This is a genomic window from Spirillospora sp. NPDC048819 (assembly GCF_040650055.1).
GTDB lineage: Bacteria > Actinomycetota > Actinomycetes > Streptosporangiales > Streptosporangiaceae > Spirillospora.
The window spans coordinates 40483-61416 of the sequence record NZ_JBEZGN010000046.1 but is presented as its reverse complement, the minus strand read 5'-3'; the positions used below and the strand labels follow the sequence as shown (position 1 = coordinate 61416).

At 72.2% G+C, this 20934-nt stretch carries 20 protein-coding genes and 1 pseudogene; 10 read left to right on the top strand and 11 right to left on the bottom strand.

All coding sequences use genetic code 11. The features are described 5' to 3' along the window. Nucleotides 1-56: 56 nt before the first annotated feature. Nucleotides 57-620 (bottom strand): DUF1349 domain-containing protein, encoded by a 564-nt coding sequence (locus AB0C35_RS40135; protein ID WP_358467802.1) that lies wholly within the window; start codon nt 618-620, stop codon nt 57-59. A gap of 149 nt (nt 621-769) precedes the next feature. Between AB0C35_RS40135 and AB0C35_RS40130 the strand changes: the two genes are divergently transcribed. The 4 genes from AB0C35_RS40130 to AB0C35_RS40115 all read left to right on the top strand — a co-directional run bounded on the left by AB0C35_RS40130 (nt 770) and on the right by AB0C35_RS40115 (nt 5296). Further along, a complete protein-coding gene (locus tag AB0C35_RS40130) occupies nt 770-1663 on the top strand; it encodes a phosphatase PAP2 family protein (RefSeq protein ID WP_358467799.1) in 894 nt (297 codons plus the stop codon). Between the two features lie 352 nt (nt 1664-2015). Then, on the top strand, nt 2016-3344 hold the full coding sequence (locus AB0C35_RS40125; RefSeq protein ID WP_358467795.1) for a bifunctional o-acetylhomoserine/o-acetylserine sulfhydrylase: 1329 nt from the start codon (nt 2016-2018) through the stop codon (nt 3342-3344). After that, on the top strand, nt 3341-4495 hold the full coding sequence (locus AB0C35_RS40120; RefSeq protein WP_358467822.1) for a homoserine O-acetyltransferase: 1155 nt from the start codon (nt 3341-3343) through the stop codon (nt 4493-4495). Before AB0C35_RS40125 ends, AB0C35_RS40120 begins: the two co-directional genes overlap by 4 nt. A gap of 39 nt (nt 4496-4534) precedes the next feature. After that, nucleotides 4535-5296, top strand: a complete 762-nt coding sequence (locus tag AB0C35_RS40115; protein WP_358467792.1) for a creatininase family protein — start codon at nt 4535-4537, stop codon at nt 5294-5296. Nucleotides 5297-5299: 3 nt separating this feature from the next. Here the strand turns inward: AB0C35_RS40115 and AB0C35_RS40110 are convergent. From AB0C35_RS40110 to AB0C35_RS40070, 9 genes and pseudogenes are all read right to left on the bottom strand, one after another. After that, nucleotides 5300-6088, bottom strand: a pseudogene (locus tag AB0C35_RS40110) (lysylphosphatidylglycerol synthase transmembrane domain-containing protein); the annotation flags it as partial. Further along, nucleotides 6088-6882: a class I SAM-dependent methyltransferase gene (locus tag AB0C35_RS40105; protein ID WP_358467789.1), complete on the bottom strand. Its 795-nt coding sequence runs from the start codon at nt 6880-6882 to the stop codon at nt 6088-6090. The pseudogene AB0C35_RS40110 and the gene AB0C35_RS40105, both read right to left, overlap by 1 nt. Next, nucleotides 6879-7952 carry a glycosyltransferase family 4 protein gene (locus tag AB0C35_RS40100; RefSeq protein WP_358467786.1) on the bottom strand — a complete coding sequence of 358 codons (1074 nt, stop codon included), beginning with the start codon at nt 7950-7952 and terminating at the stop codon, nt 6879-6881. The genes AB0C35_RS40105 and AB0C35_RS40100 overlap by 4 nt, the downstream gene beginning before the upstream one ends. Beyond that, complete coding sequence (locus tag AB0C35_RS40095) at nt 7949-8347, bottom strand: 6-carboxytetrahydropterin synthase (protein ID WP_358467783.1); 399 nt, start codon at nt 8345-8347, stop codon at nt 7949-7951. Before AB0C35_RS40095 ends, AB0C35_RS40100 begins: the two co-directional genes overlap by 4 nt. A gap of 33 nt (nt 8348-8380) precedes the next feature. Next, nucleotides 8381-9352 carry a zinc-binding alcohol dehydrogenase gene (locus AB0C35_RS40090; protein WP_358467780.1) on the bottom strand — a complete coding sequence of 324 codons (972 nt, stop codon included), beginning with the start codon at nt 9350-9352 and terminating at the stop codon, nt 8381-8383. Next, nucleotides 9309-10163: a CDP-alcohol phosphatidyltransferase family protein gene (locus AB0C35_RS40085; protein ID WP_358467777.1), complete on the bottom strand. Its 855-nt coding sequence runs from the start codon at nt 10161-10163 to the stop codon at nt 9309-9311. The genes AB0C35_RS40090 and AB0C35_RS40085 overlap by 44 nt, the downstream gene beginning before the upstream one ends. Before the next feature lie 8 nt (nt 10164-10171). Next, the gene (gene ribA, locus AB0C35_RS40080; RefSeq protein ID WP_358467774.1) at nt 10172-10846 is read right to left on the bottom strand and encodes a GTP cyclohydrolase II; all 675 of its coding nucleotides are present in this window, start codon (nt 10844-10846) and stop codon (nt 10172-10174) included. A 111-nt stretch (nt 10847-10957) separates the two neighbouring features. Next, entirely contained in the window at nt 10958-11704 is a 747-nt protein-coding gene (locus AB0C35_RS40075; protein WP_358467771.1) for a nucleotidyltransferase domain-containing protein, read from the bottom strand. Beyond that, complete coding sequence (locus AB0C35_RS40070) at nt 11701-12402, bottom strand: nucleotidyltransferase domain-containing protein (RefSeq protein ID WP_358467768.1); 702 nt, start codon at nt 12400-12402, stop codon at nt 11701-11703. The genes AB0C35_RS40075 and AB0C35_RS40070 overlap by 4 nt, the downstream gene beginning before the upstream one ends. A gap of 210 nt (nt 12403-12612) precedes the next feature. On the opposite strand from AB0C35_RS40070, the gene AB0C35_RS40065 reads away from it, so the two are divergent. The 4 genes from AB0C35_RS40065 to AB0C35_RS40050 are packed head-to-tail and all read left to right on the top strand — an operon-like array spanning nt 12613 to nt 17503. Next, on the top strand, nt 12613-13914 hold the full coding sequence (locus AB0C35_RS40065; protein ID WP_358467765.1) for an ABC transporter substrate-binding protein: 1302 nt from the start codon (nt 12613-12615) through the stop codon (nt 13912-13914). A 5-nt stretch (nt 13915-13919) separates the two neighbouring features. Continuing rightward, nucleotides 13920-14951 (top strand): sugar ABC transporter permease, encoded by a 1032-nt coding sequence (locus AB0C35_RS40060; protein WP_358467762.1) that lies wholly within the window; start codon nt 13920-13922, stop codon nt 14949-14951. Then, a complete protein-coding gene (locus AB0C35_RS40055) occupies nt 14948-15778 on the top strand; it encodes a carbohydrate ABC transporter permease (RefSeq protein ID WP_358467759.1) in 831 nt (276 codons plus the stop codon). The genes AB0C35_RS40060 and AB0C35_RS40055 overlap by 4 nt, the downstream gene beginning before the upstream one ends. A 51-nt stretch (nt 15779-15829) precedes the next feature. Then, nucleotides 15830-17503: a glycoside hydrolase family 13 protein gene (locus AB0C35_RS40050; RefSeq protein ID WP_358467756.1), complete on the top strand. Its 1674-nt coding sequence runs from the start codon at nt 15830-15832 to the stop codon at nt 17501-17503. On the opposite strand, the gene AB0C35_RS40045 is transcribed toward AB0C35_RS40050, so the two are convergent. Further along, complete coding sequence (locus AB0C35_RS40045; protein ID WP_358467753.1) at nt 17487-18203, bottom strand: transposase; 717 nt, start codon at nt 18201-18203, stop codon at nt 17487-17489. The two genes, AB0C35_RS40050 and AB0C35_RS40045, sit on opposite strands and share 17 nt — an antisense overlap. A gap of 148 nt (nt 18204-18351) precedes the next feature. Between AB0C35_RS40045 and AB0C35_RS40040 the strand changes: the two genes are divergently transcribed. Then, nucleotides 18352-19398: a LacI family DNA-binding transcriptional regulator gene (locus AB0C35_RS40040; RefSeq protein WP_358467750.1), complete on the top strand. Its 1047-nt coding sequence runs from the start codon at nt 18352-18354 to the stop codon at nt 19396-19398. Nucleotides 19399-19574: 176 nt separating this feature from the next. Next, the gene (locus tag AB0C35_RS40035; RefSeq protein ID WP_358467747.1) at nt 19575-20867 is read left to right on the top strand and encodes an extracellular solute-binding protein; all 1293 of its coding nucleotides are present in this window, start codon (nt 19575-19577) and stop codon (nt 20865-20867) included. The last annotated feature ends 67 nt before the right edge of the window (nt 20868-20934 follow it).

Below are 20934 nucleotides of genomic sequence, written 5' to 3'. Positions count from 1 at the left end.
CTCTCGCCCGTCGTCCCGCGAGAGGGTACTAGCAAGTAAGTGCTCGGGTACAGAGGTCAGGCGTGGAGGGCGTCGTCGGGCTCGCCGATGGAGACGCGGGTGAAGCGCACGGTCAGGCCGTCGCGCTCGGGGGCACAGCAGTAGGGGCCCGCCGTGGCGGGGACGTCCGCCGGGAAGGGGGCCAGTCGGATCAGGTGCCAGGGGTCGTCGCCGGCGCGGGCGCGGATGGTCACGGCGTCGCCGCTGCGGCTGGCGCGGAGGGTGACCTCCCGGCCGGTCCAGGGGACGGGGGCCGACGACCAGTCGGAGACGTCGCGGGTGACGACCGCGCCGAGCTGCAGTTCGCCGTCGCAGTACTCGGCGCCCGCCTTGATCCAGGTGGTCTCGTCCAGGCGGAGCAGGAGGCCGGCTTGATCGAACTGGTGGTCGTAGTCGGCGATGAAGGAGACCTCGATGGCGGCCTCGGGGCCGAGCGGCGCCAGGAATGCGTGGCCGCTGTCGCGGTTGTAGCCGTAGGACGTCGTCCGCCAGAAGTCGCTGCCCTTCCCGGCGGTGACGACGAGGTCCGATCCGTCGTTCTCGGCGGCCGGGGGCGGGTTGAGCCATTCGCCAGTGATCATGTGGCGGAATCTACGGGAGGGGTGGGGTTAACTCCACCCCCGGCGAGGGGCCTTCCCTCCGGCGACCGGGTGGCTGGGACCAGTGACCCGGAAAGTGTCGGACGCGAAGGTTGTGATTGGACGGAGATGACCGCACGGGGAGGACACCGATGGCGAGCGGCGAAGTGATGCGGGGCCGGATGCGGCCACTGGTCACCGAGGCGGGGCTGCTGGCGGTCCTGTTCGCGTTCTACAAGTGGGGGCGGGCGCTGTTCGACCACGGTCCCGCCGAGGCGATGGCGAACGCGGCGCGGCTGTGGGAGTTCCAGCGGTCATGGCTGCCGAGCGAAGTGCATTTCCAGCAGTGGGCCCTCGGATGGGACCAGACGGCGTTCCTGGCGAATGTGTATTACGTGGGCATGCACTTTCCCGGGACGGCGCTGCTGCTGGTCTGGCTCTATGTGCGGCACCGGTCGTCCTACGGCAGGGTGCGGAACCAGTTGGTGGCGCTGACGGCGGCCGGGCTGGTGGTGCACGTGCTGTTCCCCTTGGCGCCGCCGCGGCTGGCGCACATCGGCGCCGTCGACACGATGCTGACCGTGGGGCCGTCCGCGTATCCGCCGGAGGCCGGCGGGATCGCCAACCAGTACGCGGCGATGCCCTCCCTGCACATCGGGTGGGCGATTCTCGTCGCGGTCACGGTGGTGCGGGTGTCGCGGAGCCGGTGGCGGTGGGTCGTCGCCATGCACGCGCCGGTCACGGTGCTCGTGGTGGTCGTGACGGCGAACCACTACTGGACGGACGGGCTCGTCGCGGCCGCCCTGCTGGTGTGCGCGATGGCGCTGGTCTCGGCCGGCGAGCGGGTGCGGCAGGGCGAAGTCCTCGCCGCGGGCGTCCAGGCGCTGCGAATCTCCGGACGTCCCGGCGGGCCGACGCCGCGAGCGCCGCGGCCCGTTCTCGCCGCCGCCGACGGGGACGCCGGCCACCTGCGCGAACGCGGCGGAGATCGCGAACGCGCAGCGGGTGGGGACGCCCCCGCCCGGGACGATCTCGTGCCCGCCTGACCGCGCGCGGACCGCGCTCGAAAGGCCAAAAAGCGACCGGGAACGACACAAAAAAGCAATTTGTGACGTACGTTACTCATAAGCAAGGCCGTGACCAGGGTAAACTGCGGCAATGACCTTGCTTGTGGCCCGCCGGCACGTCGACTACGGGCGCGTCACCAGCAGCAGCTGTTGCCGCGCGATGATCTGACGCCGCCCAGCCCGGCGCCGTCACGTGAACCCGGCCGCCTTCCGCACCGCGCACGCCCGGCACCGTCCCGCGTGCGCGTGCCCCGCGCCTCCCGCACGGCCGTGATCGCGCCGGTTCCGCAGAAGCCCACCTGCACCGCCCCGCCCCAGCCCGAGGAGAGCCATGAGTGAGCACGCCGACCCCGCCCCGTCCGCCGAGTCCGGCTGGTCGTTCGAGACCAGGCAGGTGCATTCCGGCACCGAGCCGGACCCGGCCACCGGCGCGCGGGCCGTGCCCATCTACCAGACGACCTCCTACGTCTTCCGCGACACCGAGCACGCCGCGAACCTGTTCTCGCTCGCCGAGGCCGGCAACATCTACACCCGCATCATGAACCCGACGCAGGACGCCTTCGAGAAGCGCGTCGCGGCGCTGGAGGGCGGGGTCGGCGCTCTGGCGGTCGCCTCCGGGCAGGCCGCGGAGTCGATGGCGATCTGGAACCTGGCGCGGGCCGGCGACCACATCGTCTCCAGCTCCACGATCTACGGCGGGACGCACAACCTGTTCCGGCACACCATGCCGAAGTTCGGCATCGAGGTCTCCTTCGTGGACGACCCCGACGACCTCGGCGCCTGGCGGGCCGCGATCCGGCCGAACACCAAGGCGCTGTTCGCCGAGAGCTTCGGCAACCCGCAGGGCAACGTGCTGGACATCCGCGGCGTCGCCGACGTCGCGCACGCGGCGGGCGTGCCGCTGATCGTCGACAACACGGTCGCGACCCCGTACCTGGTGCGCCCGATCGAGCACGGCGCCGACATCGTGGTGCACTCGGCGACCAAGTTCCTCGGCGGGCACGGCACCACCATCGCGGGCGTGGTGGTCGACGGCGGCACGTTCGACTTCGGGGCGGAGCCCGAGCGGTTCCCCGACTTCAACGAGCCCGACCCCAGCTACAACGGGCTGCGGTACTGGCCGGCGCTGGGCCCGGGCGCGTACGGCGTCAAGATGCGGGTGCAGCTGCTGCGCGACCTCGGCCCGGCCATCGCCCCGCACTCGGCGTTCCTGCTCCTGCAAGGGGTGGAGACGCTCAGCCTGCGGATGGAGCGCCACTCGGCCAACGCGCAGGCGCTCGCGGAGTGGCTGGAGCAGCACGAGGAGGTGTCGGCCGTCCACTACCCGGGGCTGCCGTCCAGCCCGTGGCATGAGGCCGCCGGGCGCTACATGCCGCGCGGCGCGGGCGCGGTGCTGTGCTTCGAGCTGCGCGACGGGATCGAGGCGGGGCGGCGCTTCGTGGAGGGCGTCCAGCTGTTCAGCCACCTGGCCAACATCGGGGACGTGCGCAGCCTGATCATCCACCCGGCGTCCACCACGCACAGCCAGCTCACGCCGGAGGAGCACGCCGCCGCCGGCGTCACCCCCGGCCTGGTGCGGCTGTCGGTCGGCATCGAGAGCGTCGACGACCTCAAGGCCGACCTGGAGGCCGGCTTCCGCGCGGCGAAGGGCGCGCCCTGACCGCCGATACCGGGACCGCGTCACTCTCCCTCCCGCCGGTCTCCGGAGCCTGGCGGGAGGGGGACCCGCCCGGGCGCCGGCGGTGGGTGACCCTCGACCGGCCGCTGCCGCTGGAGGCCGGCGGCAGCCTGCCCGAGGTGCGGCTCGCGTACGAGACGTGGGGTCGGCTCGCCCCCGACGCCTCCAACGCCGTGCTGGTGCTGCACGCGCTGACCGGGGACGGCCACATCGCCGGGCCGATCGAGCCGGGGCATCCCACGCCCGGCTGGTGGGACGGCCTCGTCGGCCCCGGCCGTCCCCTGGACACCGACCGCTGGTTCATCGTCGTCCCCAACGTGCTGGGCGGCTGCCAGGGCAGCACCGGGCCGTCCTCGCGCCGGCCGGACGGGAGGCGCTGGGGAGGGTCCTTCCCGTACGTGACGCAGCGCGACATGGTGACCGCCGAGGCGCAGCTGGCCGACGCGCTGGGGATCGACCGCTGGGCGCTGGTGACCGGCGGGTCGATGGGCGGGATGCGGGCCCTGGAGTGGGCGGTGTCGTATCCGGAGCGCACCGCGGCGCTGCTGCTGCTCGCCACCACGGCGGCGGCGAGCGCCGAGCAGATCGCCATGGCCGCCGTGCAGCTGCACGCCATCCGCGCCGACCCGGGCTGGCGCGGCGGCGACTACTACGACGCCGCCCCGGGGCAGGGCCCGCACGCCGGGCTGGGCACGGCCCGCCGGCTCGCCCACATCACCTACCGCAGCGAGCCGGAGCTGCAGTCCCGCTTCGGCCGCCGCCCGCAGGACGGCGAGCATCCGTGGCGGTCCGGGCGCTACCAGGTGGAGTCCTACCTCGACCACCACGCCGGCAAGCTGGTGGGACGCTTCGACGCGGGCAGCTACGTGGTGCTCACCGAGGCGATGAACGGCCACGACGCCGGCCGCGGCCGGGGCGGCACGGCCGCCGCGCTGCGCCGGGTGACGGCACGGACGCTGGTGGCCGGCGTCGACTCCGACCGGCTCTACCCCCTGTCCCAGCAGGCCGAGCTGGCGTCCGGGATCCCGGGCGCGGACGGGCTGCGGGTGATCGAGTCGCGCAGCGGCCACGACGGCTTCCTCACCGAGACCGACCAGGTCGGCGTCCTCGTCCGCGAACTGCTCGACGGCTGAGCCCGCCCGGTCCCGGGCGGGTGCGGCACAGTTGTGGGCATGTTGCCGATGCACACGAGTTCCGAGGAACCGGACGTCCCCGTAGCGGTCCTGCCGATCGGGAGCCACGAGCAGCACGGCCCCTTCCTGCCGCTCGCGACGGACACGGTGATCGCCTGCACGGTCGCGCGGGAGATCGCGAAGGCCCACCCGGTGCGGACGCTCCCGCCCGTGACGATCTCCTGCTCGCACGAGCACGCCGCCTGGCCCGGGACGGTGAGCATCTCGGCGGCGACCCTGCACGCGGTGGTGCGGGACGTCGCCGAGTCGCTGCGCAGGTCCGGGGTGCCGAAGCTGGTGCTGGTGAACGGGCACGGCGGCAACTACGTGCTGGGCAACGTCGTCCAGGAGGCGCACGGCGACATGGCGCTGTTCCCCGGCCCGGACGAGTGGGCCGAGGCGCGGACGGCGGCGGGCGTCGAGACGTCGAACGACGCTGACATGCACGCCGGGGAGCTGGAGACGTCGATCCTGCTGCACGCCCACCCGGAACTCGTCCGGGACGGGTACGAGACCGCCGATCACCTGGCCGGCGACCGGCGGCATCTGCTGACGGCCGGGATGGCCCCCTACACCGCGTCGGGCGTCATCGGGCGGCCGTCACTGGCCGACGCCGGCAAGGGCCGGGACGCTCTGCGGAGCCTGGTCGCGGCTTTCGGGGACTGCCTCGCGGCGCTTCAGCAGCAGGGTCGCGGCGCCGGGCAGGCACGCGACGAACGTGAGCACCCCGTACACGACGGAGACGGTGAGGCCCTGCGCTGACCCGAGCCCGGCAGCACCGAACGCGACGGCGAGGACGGCCTCGCGGGGGCCCCAGCCGCCGACGTTCACCGGCAGCACCATCACCAGGAGCGCCAGCAGGAGCAGCGGCACCAGGGTGCCGAGCGGCGCCGTCGCGCCGACGAGGCGGGCGGCGACCACGAACAGGGTCAGGTGCCCGGCCAGGGCGGTGACGGACAGGACCACGATGGGGGGCCAGATGTCGAGGACGGCGCGCGCGTCGGCGGCCATGGCCGACAACGCCCGGTGACGCCAGCGGGCCAGGACGAGCAGGACGCTCAAGGCGACCGCGATCGCGACCAGGGCGGGGGTCATCACCGGCGCCATGGCCGACAGCACGGCCGGCTGGGTGAACAGGACGGCGACGCCCACGACGACCGGGACGATCTGGCCCGTCACCCGTTCGAGGAACACGGCCCGCACGCCGCGGCCGACGTCACCGGACCGGTGACCGTGGGTCACCGCGCGGTGGACGTCGCCGAGAACACCCGCGGGCAGGACCGCGTTGAGGAACTGCGCCTTGTAGTAGTTCGAGACGGCCTCCGCCATGGGCAGCCGCAGGCCGAGACGCCGGGCGACGAGGCACCACCGGGCCGCGCTGAGCACGGTCGTCAGCAGCCCGATCGCGAGGGCGATCACGACGGACCGGGCGTCGATGGCCTGGAACGCGTCCACGAACGCGTCCGTGCTGTGCCACCACAGGAGCCCGGCGAGGATGCCCAGCCCGGTGAGCAGGCGCAGCCAGGGCCAGAGCTTCGTCACCCAGGACCTCATCACACGGAACCCCCGGGGAGAGCGAGCAGGTCGACGTGGTGGATCTCGACGGTGAGCCCGCCGGCGGCGCATTCGGCGAGCCGCCGCCGCAGGTAGCCTTCGGCGGCCCGGCCGAGGCCGGGACGATGCTCGGTGGCGGCCGCGACCCAGCCGCGCAGCCATTCGGCGGTCAGCGCGGCCTGGGCGGGGCCGAGCCGCCACGGGCTCGGGCGCGTCCTGACCTGCGCGCCGCGCCGCCCGAACGCCGCGGTCGCGGCGGTGACGGCGTCCGGCCCGAGGAGGCCGCCGCGGCGCTGGTGGGCGTCGAACGCGGCGGCGATCTCGGCGTCGAGCGGGTTCGGCGGGGACAGCCTGACGCGTCCGACGACCGACAGAGTCAGCAGCGCCGGGCAGGCCGCCGCGGCGGCGATGGCCTCGACCTCGGCGGCGGTCAGCACGTCCAGCAGCGCCGACGCGGTGACGAGGGACGCGCCGACGAGATCGGACGCGCGCAGCGAGGCGATGTCGCCCTTGCGGGTCTCGATCGTCGCGGGCAGCCCGTCCGCGGTGACGTAGACGTTGTCGCGGGCGCGGTCGAGCAGCCGGGGATCGTGGTCGTGCAGGATCCAGTGCTGCGGTCCGCGCAGCCGGCCCGACAGCCAGCGTCCCAGGGAGCCGGTGCCGCAGCCGAGGTCCCAGATGACCAGCGGCTCACCCGGCGGGAGCGCGTCCCGGAGCGGGTCGAGCAGGTCGGAGGCGCGGGCGGCGGCGTCGGCGCCCTCCCGCAGCGCCAGCCATGCGGGCTCGTAACTCATCGGGTCTCCCTGCGCAGGCGGGACAGGACGGTGGCCATGCGGCGGGCGGTGTCGTCCCAGCCGGGCAGCATGCCGCGGCGCTGCCGGGCGGCGGCGCGCAGCCGGCCCCGCAGTTCGGGTTCCACCAGCCAGCGGCGCAGCGCCGTGGCCAGCGCCGCGGGATCGTCAGGGGGGACGAGGAGCCCCGGAACGTTGCCCGCCGGGTCCCAGCCGAGCGTGTCGGGGACGCCGTCCACCGACGTCGCGACGACGGGAACGCCGCGCGCGAGGGCCTCGGTCACGACCATCCCGTACGTCTCGGCGCGGGACGCGAGGACGAGGAGGTCCGCGCCGGCATAGGCGTCGTCGAGCCGTTTGCCCGTCAGCGGCCCCTCCAGGTGGACGCGGTCGCCGAGCCGATGCCGGGCGATCAGGCGGTGCACGCGCGTCACGTACTCGGGGTCGCGGCGCAGCGGGCCGACGAACTCGCAGTGCCACGGCAGGTGCGCGAGGGCGGCGAGGGCCTCGACGAGGACGTCGTGGCCCTTGCGCGGCGTCACCGACGCCACGCACAGCAGGCGGGTCGTCCCGTCGGTGCCGGTCGCGAGCGACGCGGGATCGGTCCCGGGGGTGACGGCGTGGACGCGGGACGCCACGAGGCCGTGGTGGGCGATGAGGTGCTCCTTGGCCCACGGGCTGGTCGCCACGACGGCCCCGGCCGCCTCCAGCACCTTGCGCTCGCCCGCGTTCAGGTCGTCCTGCCCGGGTTCGTCCGCCAGCGGGAGGTGGACGAGGACGGCGAGCCTCAGCCGGCCCGCCTCCGGGACGACGATCTCGGGGACGCCGCACGCCACCAGGCCGTCCAGCAGGACGACGGCGCCGTCCGGCAGCGCGGCGAGCGACCGCGCGAGCCCCGTCCGGGCGGCGGCGTCGGGACGCGGCCACGCCCCCGGCATCGGCAGTTCCCGGACGGTGCGGCCCGACGCCGTCAGCGCGTCGCACAGCCGCCGGTCGTAGTGGTTGCCGCCGCTCGGCACGTCGGCGTCGTCGATGTCGCCGGGGACGACGAAGCAGATCTCGTGACCGCTCATAGCGCACGCTCGTAGTCGGCCCACGCGACGTGCGACTCGTGCAGCGTCACCTTGATGCCGGACAGGCCGCGCGCGTTCTCGCCGAGCGCGCCCGCGTGGACCCGTTCGGCGAGCCGGTCGGCGATGACCTTGGCGAGGAACTCCGTCGAGGTGTTGACGCCCGTGAAGTCCGGCTCGTCGTCCAGGTTGCGGTAGTTCAGCCCGCCCAGGACCCCGGCCAGCTCGCGGGTGGCGAGCCCGATGTCGACGACGAGGCCGTCGGGGTCGAGATCGCCCCGGCGGAACGTCGCGTCCACCACGTACGTCGCGCCGTGCAGCCGCTGCGCCGGCCCGAAGACCTCGCCGCGGAAACTGTGGGCGATCATGACGTGGTCGCGGACGGTGATGCCGAACAAGGTCGTCCTCCATGCGGTCGGGTTCAAAAGGACTCAGTAGGTGATTCGGTGGCAGAGGGCCGGAAGTTCACCGCTCGCCAGGCGCGGCATGACCCGCGGCAGGTCGCCGAAGGCGCTCTCGCCGGTGATCAGCGCGTCGAACGCCGGGTTCGCGAGCAGCCGCAGCGCCAGCGCCAGCCGGTCGGCGAAGCTCCGCCGCGCCCGGAGGGCGGGCGGCACCGCCCCGACCTGGCTGCCCCGGACGGTCAGCCGCCGCGAGTGGAAGAACTCGCCCAGCGGGACGCTGACCCGCCGGTCGCCGTACCAGCTCAGCTCCACGACCTGCCCGTCCGGCGCGAGCAGTTCCAGCGACCGGGCCAGCCCCGCCTCGGTGGCGCTGGCATGGACCACCAGGTCGCAGCCGCTCTCGGCCTCGTCCGGGAGGGCGAACCGGACGCCGAGCGCCCGCGCGACGCCCGCGCGGGACGGGTCGGTGTCGACCAGCTGGACGTCGGCGCCCGGGAACCCCGCGAGGACCCCGGCGACCGAGCAGCCGACCATCCCGGCGCCGACCACGGCGACGCGGTCGCCGATCAGCGGCGCCGCGTCCCACAGCGCGTTCACGGCGGTCTCCACCGTCCCGGCCAGGACGGCGCGCTCCGGCGGCACCCCGTCCGGGATCGGGCAGACCGCGCCCGCCGGGACGACGTACCGGGTCTGGTGCGGGTAGAGGCAGAACACGTGGCGCCCGGCCAGACCGGACGGGCCGTGCTCGACCACGCCGACGTTCAGGTACCCGTACTTGACCGGGCCCGGGAACGTCCCGTCCTGGAACGGCGCCCGCATGATCGCGTGCTGGTTCGGGGGGACGCCGCCGCGGAAGACGATCGACTCCGTCCCCCGGCTCACCCCCGAGCAGACCGTCCGGACCACCACCTCACCCGGCCCCGGCTCCGGCAGGAGGACGTCGCGGATCTCCCCCTTACCGGGCGACGGGATCCAGAAGGCGCGGGCTTCGCGCTCCATCCGTGCTCCTCCCCCGACTCCCCCGGCCGCCCCGGCCTCCCCGGCACCGCGGGCTCCCCGGCCGGCCGGCGTGCCGCCGCGTGAACAGCCACGCGACGTCCCGTCCGAACGACCACACCAGCAGCGCGAGCGCCGCCGCCACGAGCACGCCCCCGTACGGGACGACGCCCGCCGCGGCCACCGTCAGCGCCACGCCCTGCACCACCGCGACACCCTTGCGCGCGATGCTCGGCCGCAGGTCCGCGCGCAGCCACGGCGCCGCCCACGCGGCCGCGCCGAACACGTACCGCATGGCCCCGATCGCCAGCACCCACGCCCCGGCGGACCACGCGACCTGGACGCTCAGCACCAGCACGAGGAAGGCGTCGACCTCCATGTCGAACCGGGCGCCGAGTTTCGAGGCCGTCCCGGTGCGCCGGGCGACCTGCCCGTCCACCCCGTCCAGGACGAGCGCCACCGACGCGACCGCGACCAGCGTCCACGTGTGTCCGTCACCCATCAGATGCCCCGCCACCAGGGCCGTGACACCGCCTGTGAGCACAACGCGTCCCAGCGTGACGTGGTCGGCGGGTCCCAGCGTGCGCCGCATACGGAACGCGGCGCTGAGGACGCCCCACGACACCAGCGCGTACACGACGCCCGCGGCCACGCCCGCGAGGCCGGGCCGCAGCACCGCCAGCAGCGCGAACTGCACGCCCACCGCGGCCGCCAGCTCGACGCTCCGGGTCGGCAGCAGCCTGGTGCGGCGCGGCGCCCCGGCGGTGTACAAGACGCGCGGCGGCACGGTCCTCATCGGCCGCGTGACCGCCATCGGCCGCGTCATCCGCGGACCTCGCTGACCGGTGCCTCGCCGACAACGGCGGCGTCGAGCACGGGGACGTCCAACTGAGGGAGGTCATGGCCGAGGCGGTCGCGTTTGGCGGTGAGGTAGCGGACGTTGTCGTCGCTCGCCGGGACGAGGAGCGGCACGCGTGCCGCCACGGCGACGCCGTAGGACTCCAGGGCGCTCACCTTGACCGGGTTGTTCGACATCAGCCGCACCGACCCGATCCCGAGATACCGCAGGATGCGCGCCGCCGGCCCGTAGTCGCGGACGTCCACCGGCAGCCCGATCGCCGTGGCGGAGTCCACGGTGTCGAGGCCCTGGTCGTCCTGCAGGATGTGGGTGCGGACCTTCGCCACCAGCCCGATGCCGCGTCCCTCGTGCCCGCGCAGGTACACCAGGACACCGGCGCCCTCGCGGACGATCGCGTCCAGCGCCGCGCCGAGCTGGTCCCCGCACTCGCAGCGCGTGGCGCCGAAGATGTCGCCGGTCATGCACTCGGAGTGCGTCCGCACGAGCACGTTCTCCCGCCCCCGGATGTCGCCCCGGACGAGCGCCATGTGCTCGTGCCCGTCGACCGGGTCCCGGAACGCGACGGCACGGAACACGCCCCGCCGGGTCCTGAGATCCGCCTCCGCGATGTCCTTCTGGTCGATGCCCTGGTCCCGCATCGCTCCCCTTCCTCGGCTCCGCAGTCACCCGTGGTACGTGGCGGACGCACCAGGTGGTTGCGTTGAACAGTCCGTATATCCCAGTGGCACGGAGGGGAGGCACCGCAGGGTTCAGCCTAGGCGTGTGCGGACCACGAGGTCGTGCACGGCACGGAAGTTCGCGGGATGTTCTGGGAGGTCACTGCGGTCGCGTTCCTGTTCGAGGCGGGCTGTGAGCGCGTCCTTGTCGGCCTTGAGGCGGGCGGCGGACGGCGCGTCCCCGGGCAGGGCGCCGTGTTCGGCGGCGCGCTTCGCCTCGATCAGGTCGGGGAGATAGGGCGGCCCGTCGCCGGTGAGGCGCGTCAGGTCGGCCTCGACCTCGCCCGTCCGCATCAGGCGGATGCCCGTCAACAGGACCCGGAACGTGTAGAGGAGCGGCTTCAGCTCGTTCGTCTCCTCGAACGCCTTCCACTGGGTCCGCGCGAAACCCAGGTAGTGGTACGCGTGGTTGAAGGTGAGCAGTCCCGGGACGAGTTCCTTCAGCTCATCGTGCACCGGCGACGTGGTGATGACGAGCGGCGACATGACCTGTTCCAGGACGTACCCGTTGCGCCGCAGGAGGAGGGTGCAGAACTTGGCCAGGTCGTGCGTGACGGCGTCGGCCTCCACACCCTCGTGGTCCCAGATGAGCGTGACGGTCTCGTCCCCGGTCTTCAGGCCGACGATCTCTTCGAGCGGCAGCAGATGGACGCCGCGCAGGTCGATGTCGGAGTCCTGCGACGGAAATCCGTAAAGGTGGGCGCCGCTGACCGTGACGAACGCGCGGGGGTAGGGGTGCCCGGCCGCGAAACAATCGAGCATGCCTTCGGGGAGGTTCACCAGTCCACGCTCCTGCGTCGTACGGAGATCAGCAGTTCCTCGACCTTCGCGCGGTCGGGCTCTGGGGGCAGCGGGCTGCGGTCGAGGGCCTCGTCCAGGTCGGCGGCGAGGGTGGCGCGCCAGGTCTGGATCTCGTCCCAGCCGACCTCGCCCCGGCGGACGGCGAGGAGCCGGTCGCGCAGGTCTCCGACGTCCACGCGCGGCTCGCCGTGCCGGACGAGGTGCAGGCCGCTGACGAGCAGCCGCAGCATGTGCATGACGTGCTTCCAGCGCGGCACGCCGCCGTTCCGCAAGTCGCCTTCCAGCTTGCGGAACTGCGCATCGGCGTAGCGGAGGAACGTGCGGTGCACGTGCCTGGACAGGAAGGCGGGCCGGACGGCGAGAAGCTCCTCGCCGATCGGCGTGACCTTCTCCACGAGCGGCGACCACAGGCACTCCAGGACGGTCGGGTTGGCCCCCAGGGCCAGCTCGCAGAACCGCTCCAGCTCCCAGGAGAACTGCTCGGGCAGCGGGCCGTCCAGATGGGTGGGCGGCTTGGTGAAACCCCAGTACAGCGGGGCCGGCGCCGCGTAGACGCCGCGCCGGTCGACGTCACTTTCACCGGTCGCCAGCCCGTAGGCTCGCGACCCGGTCACGACCGACAGGATCGTGTGGTCGCGGACGAGGTCGATTGCGCTGTCGTTCACCGGGTCGTTCACGTGGGCAGCCTGGCGCAGGCGTCGCGGCGTTGTCGACCGGGTTTGGCCGCGGGGCGCTGTAAAGAGTTACAGATCGGCCACGGACTTGCTGAAAGTTTCTGCAAGGTGTTTACGAGACTGAAACGCGTTGCTAACGTCCCGCTCCAGCCACCCCAATCCCGGAGCGGCGGGACGGCGTTCCCCAAGACGCGTCCCGCGAAGGAGGACACCATGCGGCGCATCCCCCCGATCGCCGGCATCGTCTGCGCGGCCCTGGCACTCTCGCTCACCGCCTGCGGCGGCGATGACGGCGGCGGCTCGCAGGGCGGCACGAGCGCGCAGAGCCTGCAGGGCCGCGGGCCGATCACGTTCGTGACCGGCAAGGACCGGTCCGGCAACCTGCAGAAGCAGGTGGACGGCTGGAACGCCGACCACCCCGAGGAGCAGGTCCGCGTCATCGAGCTGCCGGACGAGCCGAACGACCAGCGCCAGCAGATGATCCAGAACGCCACGACGAAGTCGGACGCCTACTCGGTGCTGAACCTCGACGTCGTGTGGACCGCCGAGTTCGCCGCCAACCGCTGGCTGGCCGAACTGCCCAAGAACAAGATCGACCTGTCGGCGATGCTGCCCGCGACGATCAAGACCGGGCAGTACCGGGGCCGGCTCTACGCGGTGCCGTCCACGTCCGACGCCGGGATGCTCTACTACCGCAAGGACCTCCTCGGCAAGGCCGGGGTCTCCGCGCCGCCGAAGACCTACGACGAGATGTGGGACGCCTGCGACAAGGTGCGGAAACTGCCCGAGGGCGAGGACGTCGACTGCTACTTCACCGAGGTCAACAAGACCGAGAGCATGACGATCAGCGCGGTCGAGGCGATCGCCGCCGCCGGCGGCTCGATCATCGGCGAAGACGGCAAGCCCACGCTGAACACTCCGCAGGCCAAGCAGGGCGTCGAGTTCCTGGTGAACGCCAAGAAGACCCGGATGCCCAAGGAGGCCGTCACGCTCGACACCGAGGGCGGGCGCCGCTACTTCCAGTCCGGCAAGCTGCTGTTCCAGCGGCAGTGGCCCTACCAGTACGCGCTCGCCAACGAGGACGACGGCTCGTCGGAGGTGGCCGGCAAGTTCGCGGTCGCGCCGCTGCCCGGACCGGACGGCCCCGGCGTCGCCAACCTCGGCGGGCACAACCTCGCGATCTCGGCGTTCGCGAAGAACAAGGCCACCTCGCTCGACTTCATCCGGTACCTGACCGGTGAGGCGGCGCAGCGCGCCAACCTGCTCGCGACCTCGCAGGCCCCGACCATCGCCGCGCTGTACGACGACCCGGAGATGGTGAAGAAGTTCCCGTACCTGCCGGTCCTCAAGCAGGCCATCACGACGGCGAAGCCGCGTCCGGTCGCGGTCAAGTACGGCGACGTCACCGCCGCGATCCAGGGCGAGATGTACGACGCCGTCACCGGCAAGAAGCCCGTCGAGCAGGCCCTCTCCGACCTGCAGGCCAAGCTTCAGCCGCTGACCGCGGCACAGTGAGCGGCATGACCACGACGCACGACGAGACGCCGTCCGCCGCGGGCACCCCCGCGGCGGACGCGCGGCGCGGGCTCACGGGCAGGCGCAAACCGAAGAGCGACGTGCAGGGGACGAGGCGGCTCGCGGCGCTGCTGCTGTCCCCGACGCTGCTCGTCCTCGCACTGGTCATCGGCTACCCGGTCCTCGCCGGATTCCGCGAGTCGCTGTACGCGCGGGGCGAGGGCCTGGACGCCCAGGGGTTCGTCGTGGAGGGCGACCGGTTCGTCGGCCTCGGCAACTACACCGCGATCTTCCAGGGCGACCGGGCCGAGGCGTTCTGGAACGCCTTCGGCAACACCACGTTCTTCACCGTCACCACCGTGATCCTGGAGACCGTGATCGGCGTCGCGATGGCGCTGATCATGAACCGGATGTTCCGGGGACGGTCCGTGGTGCGCGCCAGCATCCTCGTCCCGTGGGCGATCCCGACCGCGATCTCCGGCCTGCTGTGGCGGTGGATCTTCCAGGCGGACGGCGCCGCCAACGCGCTGCTGCGCGAGCAGATCCTGTGGACCGCCGACGGGTTCCCCGCCAAGATCGCCGTCGTCATCGCCGAGGTGTGGAAGACCTCCCCGTTCATCGGGCTGCTGGTCCTCGCCGGGCTGCAGATGATCCCCCGCGACGTCTACGAGGCGGCGCGGGTGGACGGCGCCGGCGCCGTCCAGCAGTTCTGGCGGATCACGCTGCCGCTGGTCAAGCCCGCACTGCTGGTGGCCGTGCTGTTCCGCTTGCTGGACGTGCTGCGGATGTTCGACCTGCCCGCCGTCCTGATCGGCGTCAACCAGAAGTCCGTGGAGACCCTGACGATGATCGCCTGGTTCGAGGCGTCCAACCTGCGGTACGGGTCGGCGGCCGCGTACGCGACCGTCCTGTTCCTGTACATCGCGCTGATCGCGTACCTGTTCGTGAAGCTGCTCGGCGCCGACATCATCGGCGAGGCGCGCCAGCACACCGGCCGTAGCGGACGCGGCGGCAGGCGGAAGAAGGTGGCCGCGTGAACGGCTCCCTCACCCGCCGGACGCTGTCCTACCTCGGGTTCGCGCTGGTGGCGGTCTACTGCCTCGCGCCGTTCTACTGGATGACGATCTCGGCGTTCCGCCGGCCGCAGGACCAGTTCGACAACACGATCGTCCCGGTACGGTGGTCGTCGGAGAACTTCTCCGCGGTGTTCTCCGGCGACAACGGGTTCGGCCGCGCGCTGCTGAACAGCGTCATCGTGGCCGGTTGCACGACCGTGCTGACGCTGCTGATCGGCACGTTCACCGCGTACGCGCTGGCCCGGCTGCACTTCCGGTTCAAGAACGCGGTGCTCGGGCTGATCATCGCGACCACGATGTTCCCGGGAATCTCCCAGCTCGTTCCCTTGCTGAAGCTCTTCACCGACATCGAGTGGATCAACACCTACCAGGCGATGGTGCTGCCGAGCCTCGGGTTCGCGCTGCCGCTGTCGGTCTGGCTGCTCACCGCGTTCTTCCGGCAGCTGCCGTTCGAGCTGGAGCAGGCGGCGATGGTGGACGGCTGCACCCGCGGCCAGGCGTTCCGCAAGATCATCATTCCGCTGGCGGCGCCCGGGGTGTTCACCACGGCGATCCTGACCTTCATCGCCGCCTGGAACGAGTTCCTCATCGCGCTGTCCATGGTCAACAAGAAGGAGATGCAGACCGCCACGGTCGCGATCTCCAAGTTCACCGGCGTCTCGGGGTTCGACCAGCCGTTCGGCACCCAGATGGCGGCGGGCGTGATCGTGACCGTCCCGCTGATCGTCGTGGTGCTGGTCTTCCAGCGCCGGATCGTCGCCGGACTCACCGCCGGCGGAGTCAAGTGAACCCGACATGAACCCAGTGCACGCTGACAGCTCCCCATTCGAAGGATGTTCATGACCCAGGACACCCTGATCGTCCCCGCCGAAGACCTCGGAGGGGGCGGAACCCGCTGGTGGCGCGACGCCGTCATCTACCAGGTGTACGTGCGCAGCTTCGCCGACTCGGGCGGCGACGGCGTCGGCGACCTGCCGGGCATCCGGGCCCGGCTGCCCTACCTGGCCGGCCTCGGCGTGGACGCGCTGTGGCTGACCCCGTTCTACGTCTCCCCGATGGCCGACTTCGGCTACGACGTCGCCGACTACCGCGACGTCGACCCGCTGTTCGGCACGCTCGCGGACGCCCGCGGCCTGATCGCGGACGCGCACGCCCACGGCCTGCGGATCATCGTGGACGTCGTCCCCAACCACACCTCCGACCGGCACGCCTGGTTCCAGGGCGCGCTAGCCGCGTCCCCCGGCTCCCCCGAGCGCGCCCGCTACATCTTCCGCGACGGGCGGGGACGCGGCGGCGCCGAACCGCCCAACGACTGGGAGTCGGTGTTCGGCGGCCCCGCCTGGACCCGGCTGCCGGACGGCCAGTGGTACCTGCACCTGTTCGCCCCCGAGCAGCCCGACCTGAACTGGGAGAACCTTGAGGTCCACACCGAGTTCGCGGACATCCTGAAGTTCTGGCTCGACCTCGGCGTCGACGGCTTCCGGGTGGACGTCGCGCACGGCATGGCCAAGGCGCAGGGGCTCCCGGACGTCGGCCACACCGACCAGATCGAGATGCTCGGCACCGCCGTCCTGCCGTACTTCGACCAGGACGCCGTCCACGACATCCACCGCGAATGGCGGCGCCTGCTCGACTCCTACGACGGGGAGCGGATCGCCGTCGCCGAGGCGTGGGCGCCGACCCCCGAACGCCTCGCCGCCTACACCCGCCCGGACGAGCTGCACCAGGCGTTCAACTTCCACTACCTGACCGCGCCCTGGGAGGCGTCCGGGATGCGGAAGGTGATCGACGAGTCGCTGCGCACCGCCGGGGCGGTGGGCGCGCCCGCGACCTGGGTGCTGTCCAACCACGACGTGAAACGCCACGTCACCCGGTACGGCGACGGGGAGCGGGGCCTGCGGCGCGCCCGTGCGGCCGCGCTGCTGACGCTGGCGCTGCCCGGGTCGTCCTACGTCTACCAGGGCGAGGAGCTCGGCCTGCCCGAGGTGCTCGACCTGCCGGAGGAGTTCCAGCAGGACCCGCAGCGTCTGCGCGGCGAGGGCGCGGGCCGCGACGGCTGCCGCGTCCCGATGCCGTGGGAGGGCGAGGAGCCCCCGTTCGGGTTCGGCGCGGGCGCCGCGTCCTGGCTCCCGATCCCCACCGCGTGGCGCGACCTCACGGTCGCCGCGCAGCGCGGCGCCCCCGGCTCGATGCTGACGCTCTACGAGCGGGCGCTGCGCATCCGGCGCGAGCACCCCGCGCTCGGCGACGGCTCGTTGCGCTGGCTTGCCGCTCCACGGGGCACACTGGTCTTCGTCCGGGAGACGCACGAGACGGGCAGCGTGCACGAGACGAACGGGGGCGACGGCGCGGGCAGGCGGCTCGCGTGCGCCGTCAACCTGGGCGGCGGCACCGTGCGCGTCCCCGCGTCCGGGACCCCGCTCCTCGCGAGCGGACCGGTCCACGCGGACGGGGATCACGTGGAGCTGCCTTCGGATACCGCACTGTGGTGGGACATCAAGGAGGACGACTAATGTCACCTTCTCGGCCGTGACCGAGCTTGGAGGCTCGGTGATCACGCTTTGTCGCACTCCGCTTCGCCACAGGCTGTGGCGCCGGGGGCGCATCACCCCGGTCCCGGCCGGGTCGCCGGGGGTCGGGGTCGGGCATGGTGACGAATGCCCACGCCGTGCGCGCCCGGTTGCGGACGTTCACGGCGGCGATGTCGTCGGCCAGGCCAGCGAGCCCGCACGCGCCGCAACGGAACCGGCCCCGGGTGGGGCGGTTGCTTCGGGAGACGTGCCCGCACCACGGGGTGGGACAGGTCTGGGAGGTGTAGGCCGGATCCACCTGCAGGAACGGCACCCCGGCCCGGTGGGCCTTGTATTCGAGGAAGGCGCCGAGCCGGTGGAACGGCCAGTTCGACAGCGTGGCCCGCTGGTGCCGCTTGAGCCGGACCCGGTCGCGAATCCCCGCCAGTTGCTCGACGGCGATTCCGCGACCGGTGCGTTGGGCATCGGCCACGATCCGCTTACTGATGATGTGGTTCTGATCGGTGGCGTGCCGGGACTCGCGCCCCTTGCGCTTGGCCGGCCGCCGCGCGGCCGAGCGGGACCCGGCCGCCTTCTTCTTCTGCAACTCAGCGCGCCGCCGCGCCTGCGCCCGCCGATGCCGCTCCAGGCCCTTGCCAACTTCATGACCACGAAAGATAGCGATACGCGCCGACAAAATCACTCAACGCAACCATGATCAATCAAGAGGACTCATGACCCACAAGCCTCCACACACCCGGACAACGGGCGCGAACGCGCCCGACAGCACCGAAGCTGCTCCTCCCGGCCCTGAAGGATCGGGTGGAATCGCTAGAAGCCCGTTGAAACCCATGACGACACGCCTGGCGGACATCGCGGCGCACGCCGGGGTGAGCGAGGCGACCGTGAGCCGCGTGCTCAACGGCAAGCAGGGCGTGTCCCCGACCACGCGCCAGGCGGTGCTGACCGCCCTGGACGTGCTCGGCTACGAGCGCCCGGCCCGGCTGCGCCAGCGGCGGGCCGGGCTGATCGGGCTGATCATCCCCGAGCTGACCAACCCGATCTTCCCGGCGTTCGCCGAGGTCATCGAGAGCGCGCTGGCCCGGCACGGGTACATGGCGGTGCTGTGCTCGCAGGCGCCGGGCGGCGTCGCCGAGGACGACTACATCGAGATGCTGCTGGAACGCGGCGTCGCCGGGATCATCTTCGTCAACGGCCTGCACGCCAACGCCAACTCCGACCGGGCGCGGTACGCGCGGCTGCTGGAGCAGGCGCTGCCGATCGTGCTGGTGAACGGGTACCGGCCCGACATCGACGCCCCGTTCATCTCCAATGACGACGTGGCGTCGCTGGAGGCGATCGTCGCGCATCTGGCCGCAATGGGCCACCGGCGGATCGGGCTGGCGATCGGCCAGGACGTGTACGTGCCGACGCGGCGCAAGACCGAGGGCTTCCGGCGCGGGATGGCGGCGCACACCGACCTGGCGCCGGACGAGGTGGACGACCTGATCGTCAACACCATGTACACGGTCGAGGGCGGGCAGGCCGCGGCGACCCGGCTGCTCGACGCGGGCTGCACCGCGATCTGCGGCGGCAACGACATCATGGCGCTCGGCGCCATCCGGGCCGCCCGGCAGCGCGGTCTGCGGGTCCCCGCGGACGTCTCGGTGACCGGCATGGACGACTCGCTGCTGACCGCCTATCTCGACCCTCCGCTGACCACGGTCCGGCAGTCGGTGCGGGAGATGTCGATGGCCGCCGTGAGCACCGTCCTGGACGAGATCCGCGGGTCCCGCGCACCCCGCACGGAGCTGCTCTACCGGCCGGAACTCGTCGTCCGGCGGTCGACGGCGCCGGCCCCGGCGGCGGCCCGGCTGACCCCGGTCAAGGAGAGTTGACCGGGGGCTGACCGAGGGTCGGGACGGGTCTGACCAGCCTCCCCCCTCGGCTAGCTTGTTGTAACGGTTGTATTTCGGCGCATTGACAGTGAGCCCAGTCACGGTCTTTCATCCGTGGGAGCGCTCCCACACACTGGAAGTCACCAACCTGAGAGGGGTCCGCCATGAGGGCCATCATGCGACGCGGACTGAGTACGGCGATGGCGGCGGTGCTCGTCGGCGGCCTGGTCGTCGCCTGCGGCGGGGACGACGACGGCGGCGGCTCGGACGGCGGTCCGGTCGAGCTCACCGTCGACGTCTTCGGCGAGGCGGGGTACGAGGAGATCGCCAAGCAGTACGAGTCGACACACCCCAACATCACCGTCAAGCTGCGCAAGGTCTCCAGCCTCGACGAGTACAAGCCGCGCATCCAGCAGTGGATGTCCACCGGCAGCGGCGCCGGCGACGTCGTCATGCTGGAGGAGGGCATCCTGCCGCTCTACATGCAGCAGCCCGACAAGTTCGTCAACCTCTTCGACCACGGCGGCAAGGCGCTGGAGAAGAACTTCCTGCCCTGGAAGTGGCAGATGGGCATCAGCCCGGACGGCAAGCAGCTCGTCGGGCTCGGCACCGACGTCGGCCCGCTCGCCATGTGCTACCGCAAGGACCTGTTCGAGAAGGCCGGCTTCCCGACCGAACGCGAGGAGGTCGGCAAGCTCTGGCCGACCTGGGACGCGTTCCTCGCCAAGGGGCAGGAGTACCAGGAGAAGGTCCCCGACAGCAAGTGGCTGGACGGCCCCACCGCCGTCTTCCGCGCCACCGTCCTGCAGAACGCGGGCAACGGCCCCGGGTACAGCTTCTTCGACAAGAAGAACGAGCTCGTCTTCGACAGCAACCCGGCCGTGAAGCAGGCGTTCGACACGACGCTGAAGTTCGAGCAGAGCAAGCTCACCGCCGACATGTCGATCTTCACCCCGCCGTGGCAGAACGGCCTCAAGAGGGCCTCGTTCGCCACCGTGCCGTGCCCGTCCTGGATGCTCGGGGGCATCGAGGAATTCTCCGGTGAGGCCGGCAAGGGCAAGTGGGACGTCGCCACCACCCCGGGCGGCTCCGGCTACTGGGGCGGCTCGTGGCTCGCCGTTCCCAAGCAGACCAAGCACGCCAAGGAGGCCGCGGAGCTGGCCAAGTTCCTGACCTCCCCCGAGGGCCAGGTCGCCGCGTTCAAGGCGGCGAACGTCTTCCCGTCCTCGCCGCAGGCGGCGCAGGACCCGGCGGTCGCGGGCGCGAAGAGCGAGTACTTCAACAACGCCCCGGTCGGCAAGATCTTCGGTGAGCTGGTGGCCTCGGTGAAGCCGGTCCACCTCGGGCCGAAGAACGAGGACGTGCGGGCCGCGGTCGAGAACGTCCTGGTCTCGGTGGGCCAGGGCAAGCAGGACGCCGGCGGCGCATGGGCCAAGTCCGTCGAGGAGGCTGAGAAGGCCGCCAGGTAACCCCCGGCGACCTCCAGACCACGGCGGCGGCGCCGTGCCGCTACCTCCCCGCCGGCGCCGCCGCCGT

Excerpts from the sequence above, each read along its gene's own strand:
- AB0C35_RS40125 (WP_358467795.1), top strand. The coding sequence starts at position 2,016 with ATGAGTGAGCACGCCGACCCCGCCCCGTCCGCCGAGTCCGGCTGGTCG.
- ribA (WP_358467774.1), bottom strand. The coding sequence starts at position 10,846 with ATGCGGGACCAGGGCATCGACCAGAAGGACATCGCGGAGGCGGATCTC.
- AB0C35_RS40135 (WP_358467802.1), bottom strand. The coding sequence starts at position 620 with ATGATCACTGGCGAATGGCTCAACCCGCCCCCGGCCGCCGAGAACGAC.
- AB0C35_RS40130 (WP_358467799.1), top strand. The coding sequence starts at position 770 with ATGGCGAGCGGCGAAGTGATGCGGGGCCGGATGCGGCCACTGGTCACC.
- AB0C35_RS40085 (WP_358467777.1), bottom strand. The coding sequence starts at position 10,163 with ATGGCGGTCACGCGGCCGATGAGGACCGTGCCGCCGCGCGTCTTGTAC.
- AB0C35_RS40105 (WP_358467789.1), bottom strand. The coding sequence starts at position 6,882 with ATGAGTTACGAGCCCGCATGGCTGGCGCTGCGGGAGGGCGCCGACGCC.
- AB0C35_RS40035 (WP_358467747.1), top strand. The coding sequence starts at position 19,575 with ATGCGACGCGGACTGAGTACGGCGATGGCGGCGGTGCTCGTCGGCGGC.
- AB0C35_RS40115 (WP_358467792.1), top strand. The coding sequence starts at position 4,535 with ATGTTGCCGATGCACACGAGTTCCGAGGAACCGGACGTCCCCGTAGCG.
- AB0C35_RS40060 (WP_358467762.1), top strand. The coding sequence starts at position 13,920 with ATGACCACGACGCACGACGAGACGCCGTCCGCCGCGGGCACCCCCGCG.
- AB0C35_RS40065 (WP_358467765.1), top strand. The coding sequence starts at position 12,613 with ATGCGGCGCATCCCCCCGATCGCCGGCATCGTCTGCGCGGCCCTGGCA.
- AB0C35_RS40050 (WP_358467756.1), top strand. The coding sequence starts at position 15,830 with ATGACCCAGGACACCCTGATCGTCCCCGCCGAAGACCTCGGAGGGGGC.
- AB0C35_RS40090 (WP_358467780.1), bottom strand. The coding sequence starts at position 9,352 with ATGGAGCGCGAAGCCCGCGCCTTCTGGATCCCGTCGCCCGGTAAGGGG.
- AB0C35_RS40100 (WP_358467786.1), bottom strand. The coding sequence starts at position 7,952 with ATGAGCGGTCACGAGATCTGCTTCGTCGTCCCCGGCGACATCGACGAC.
- AB0C35_RS40040 (WP_358467750.1), top strand. The coding sequence starts at position 18,352 with ATGACGACACGCCTGGCGGACATCGCGGCGCACGCCGGGGTGAGCGAG.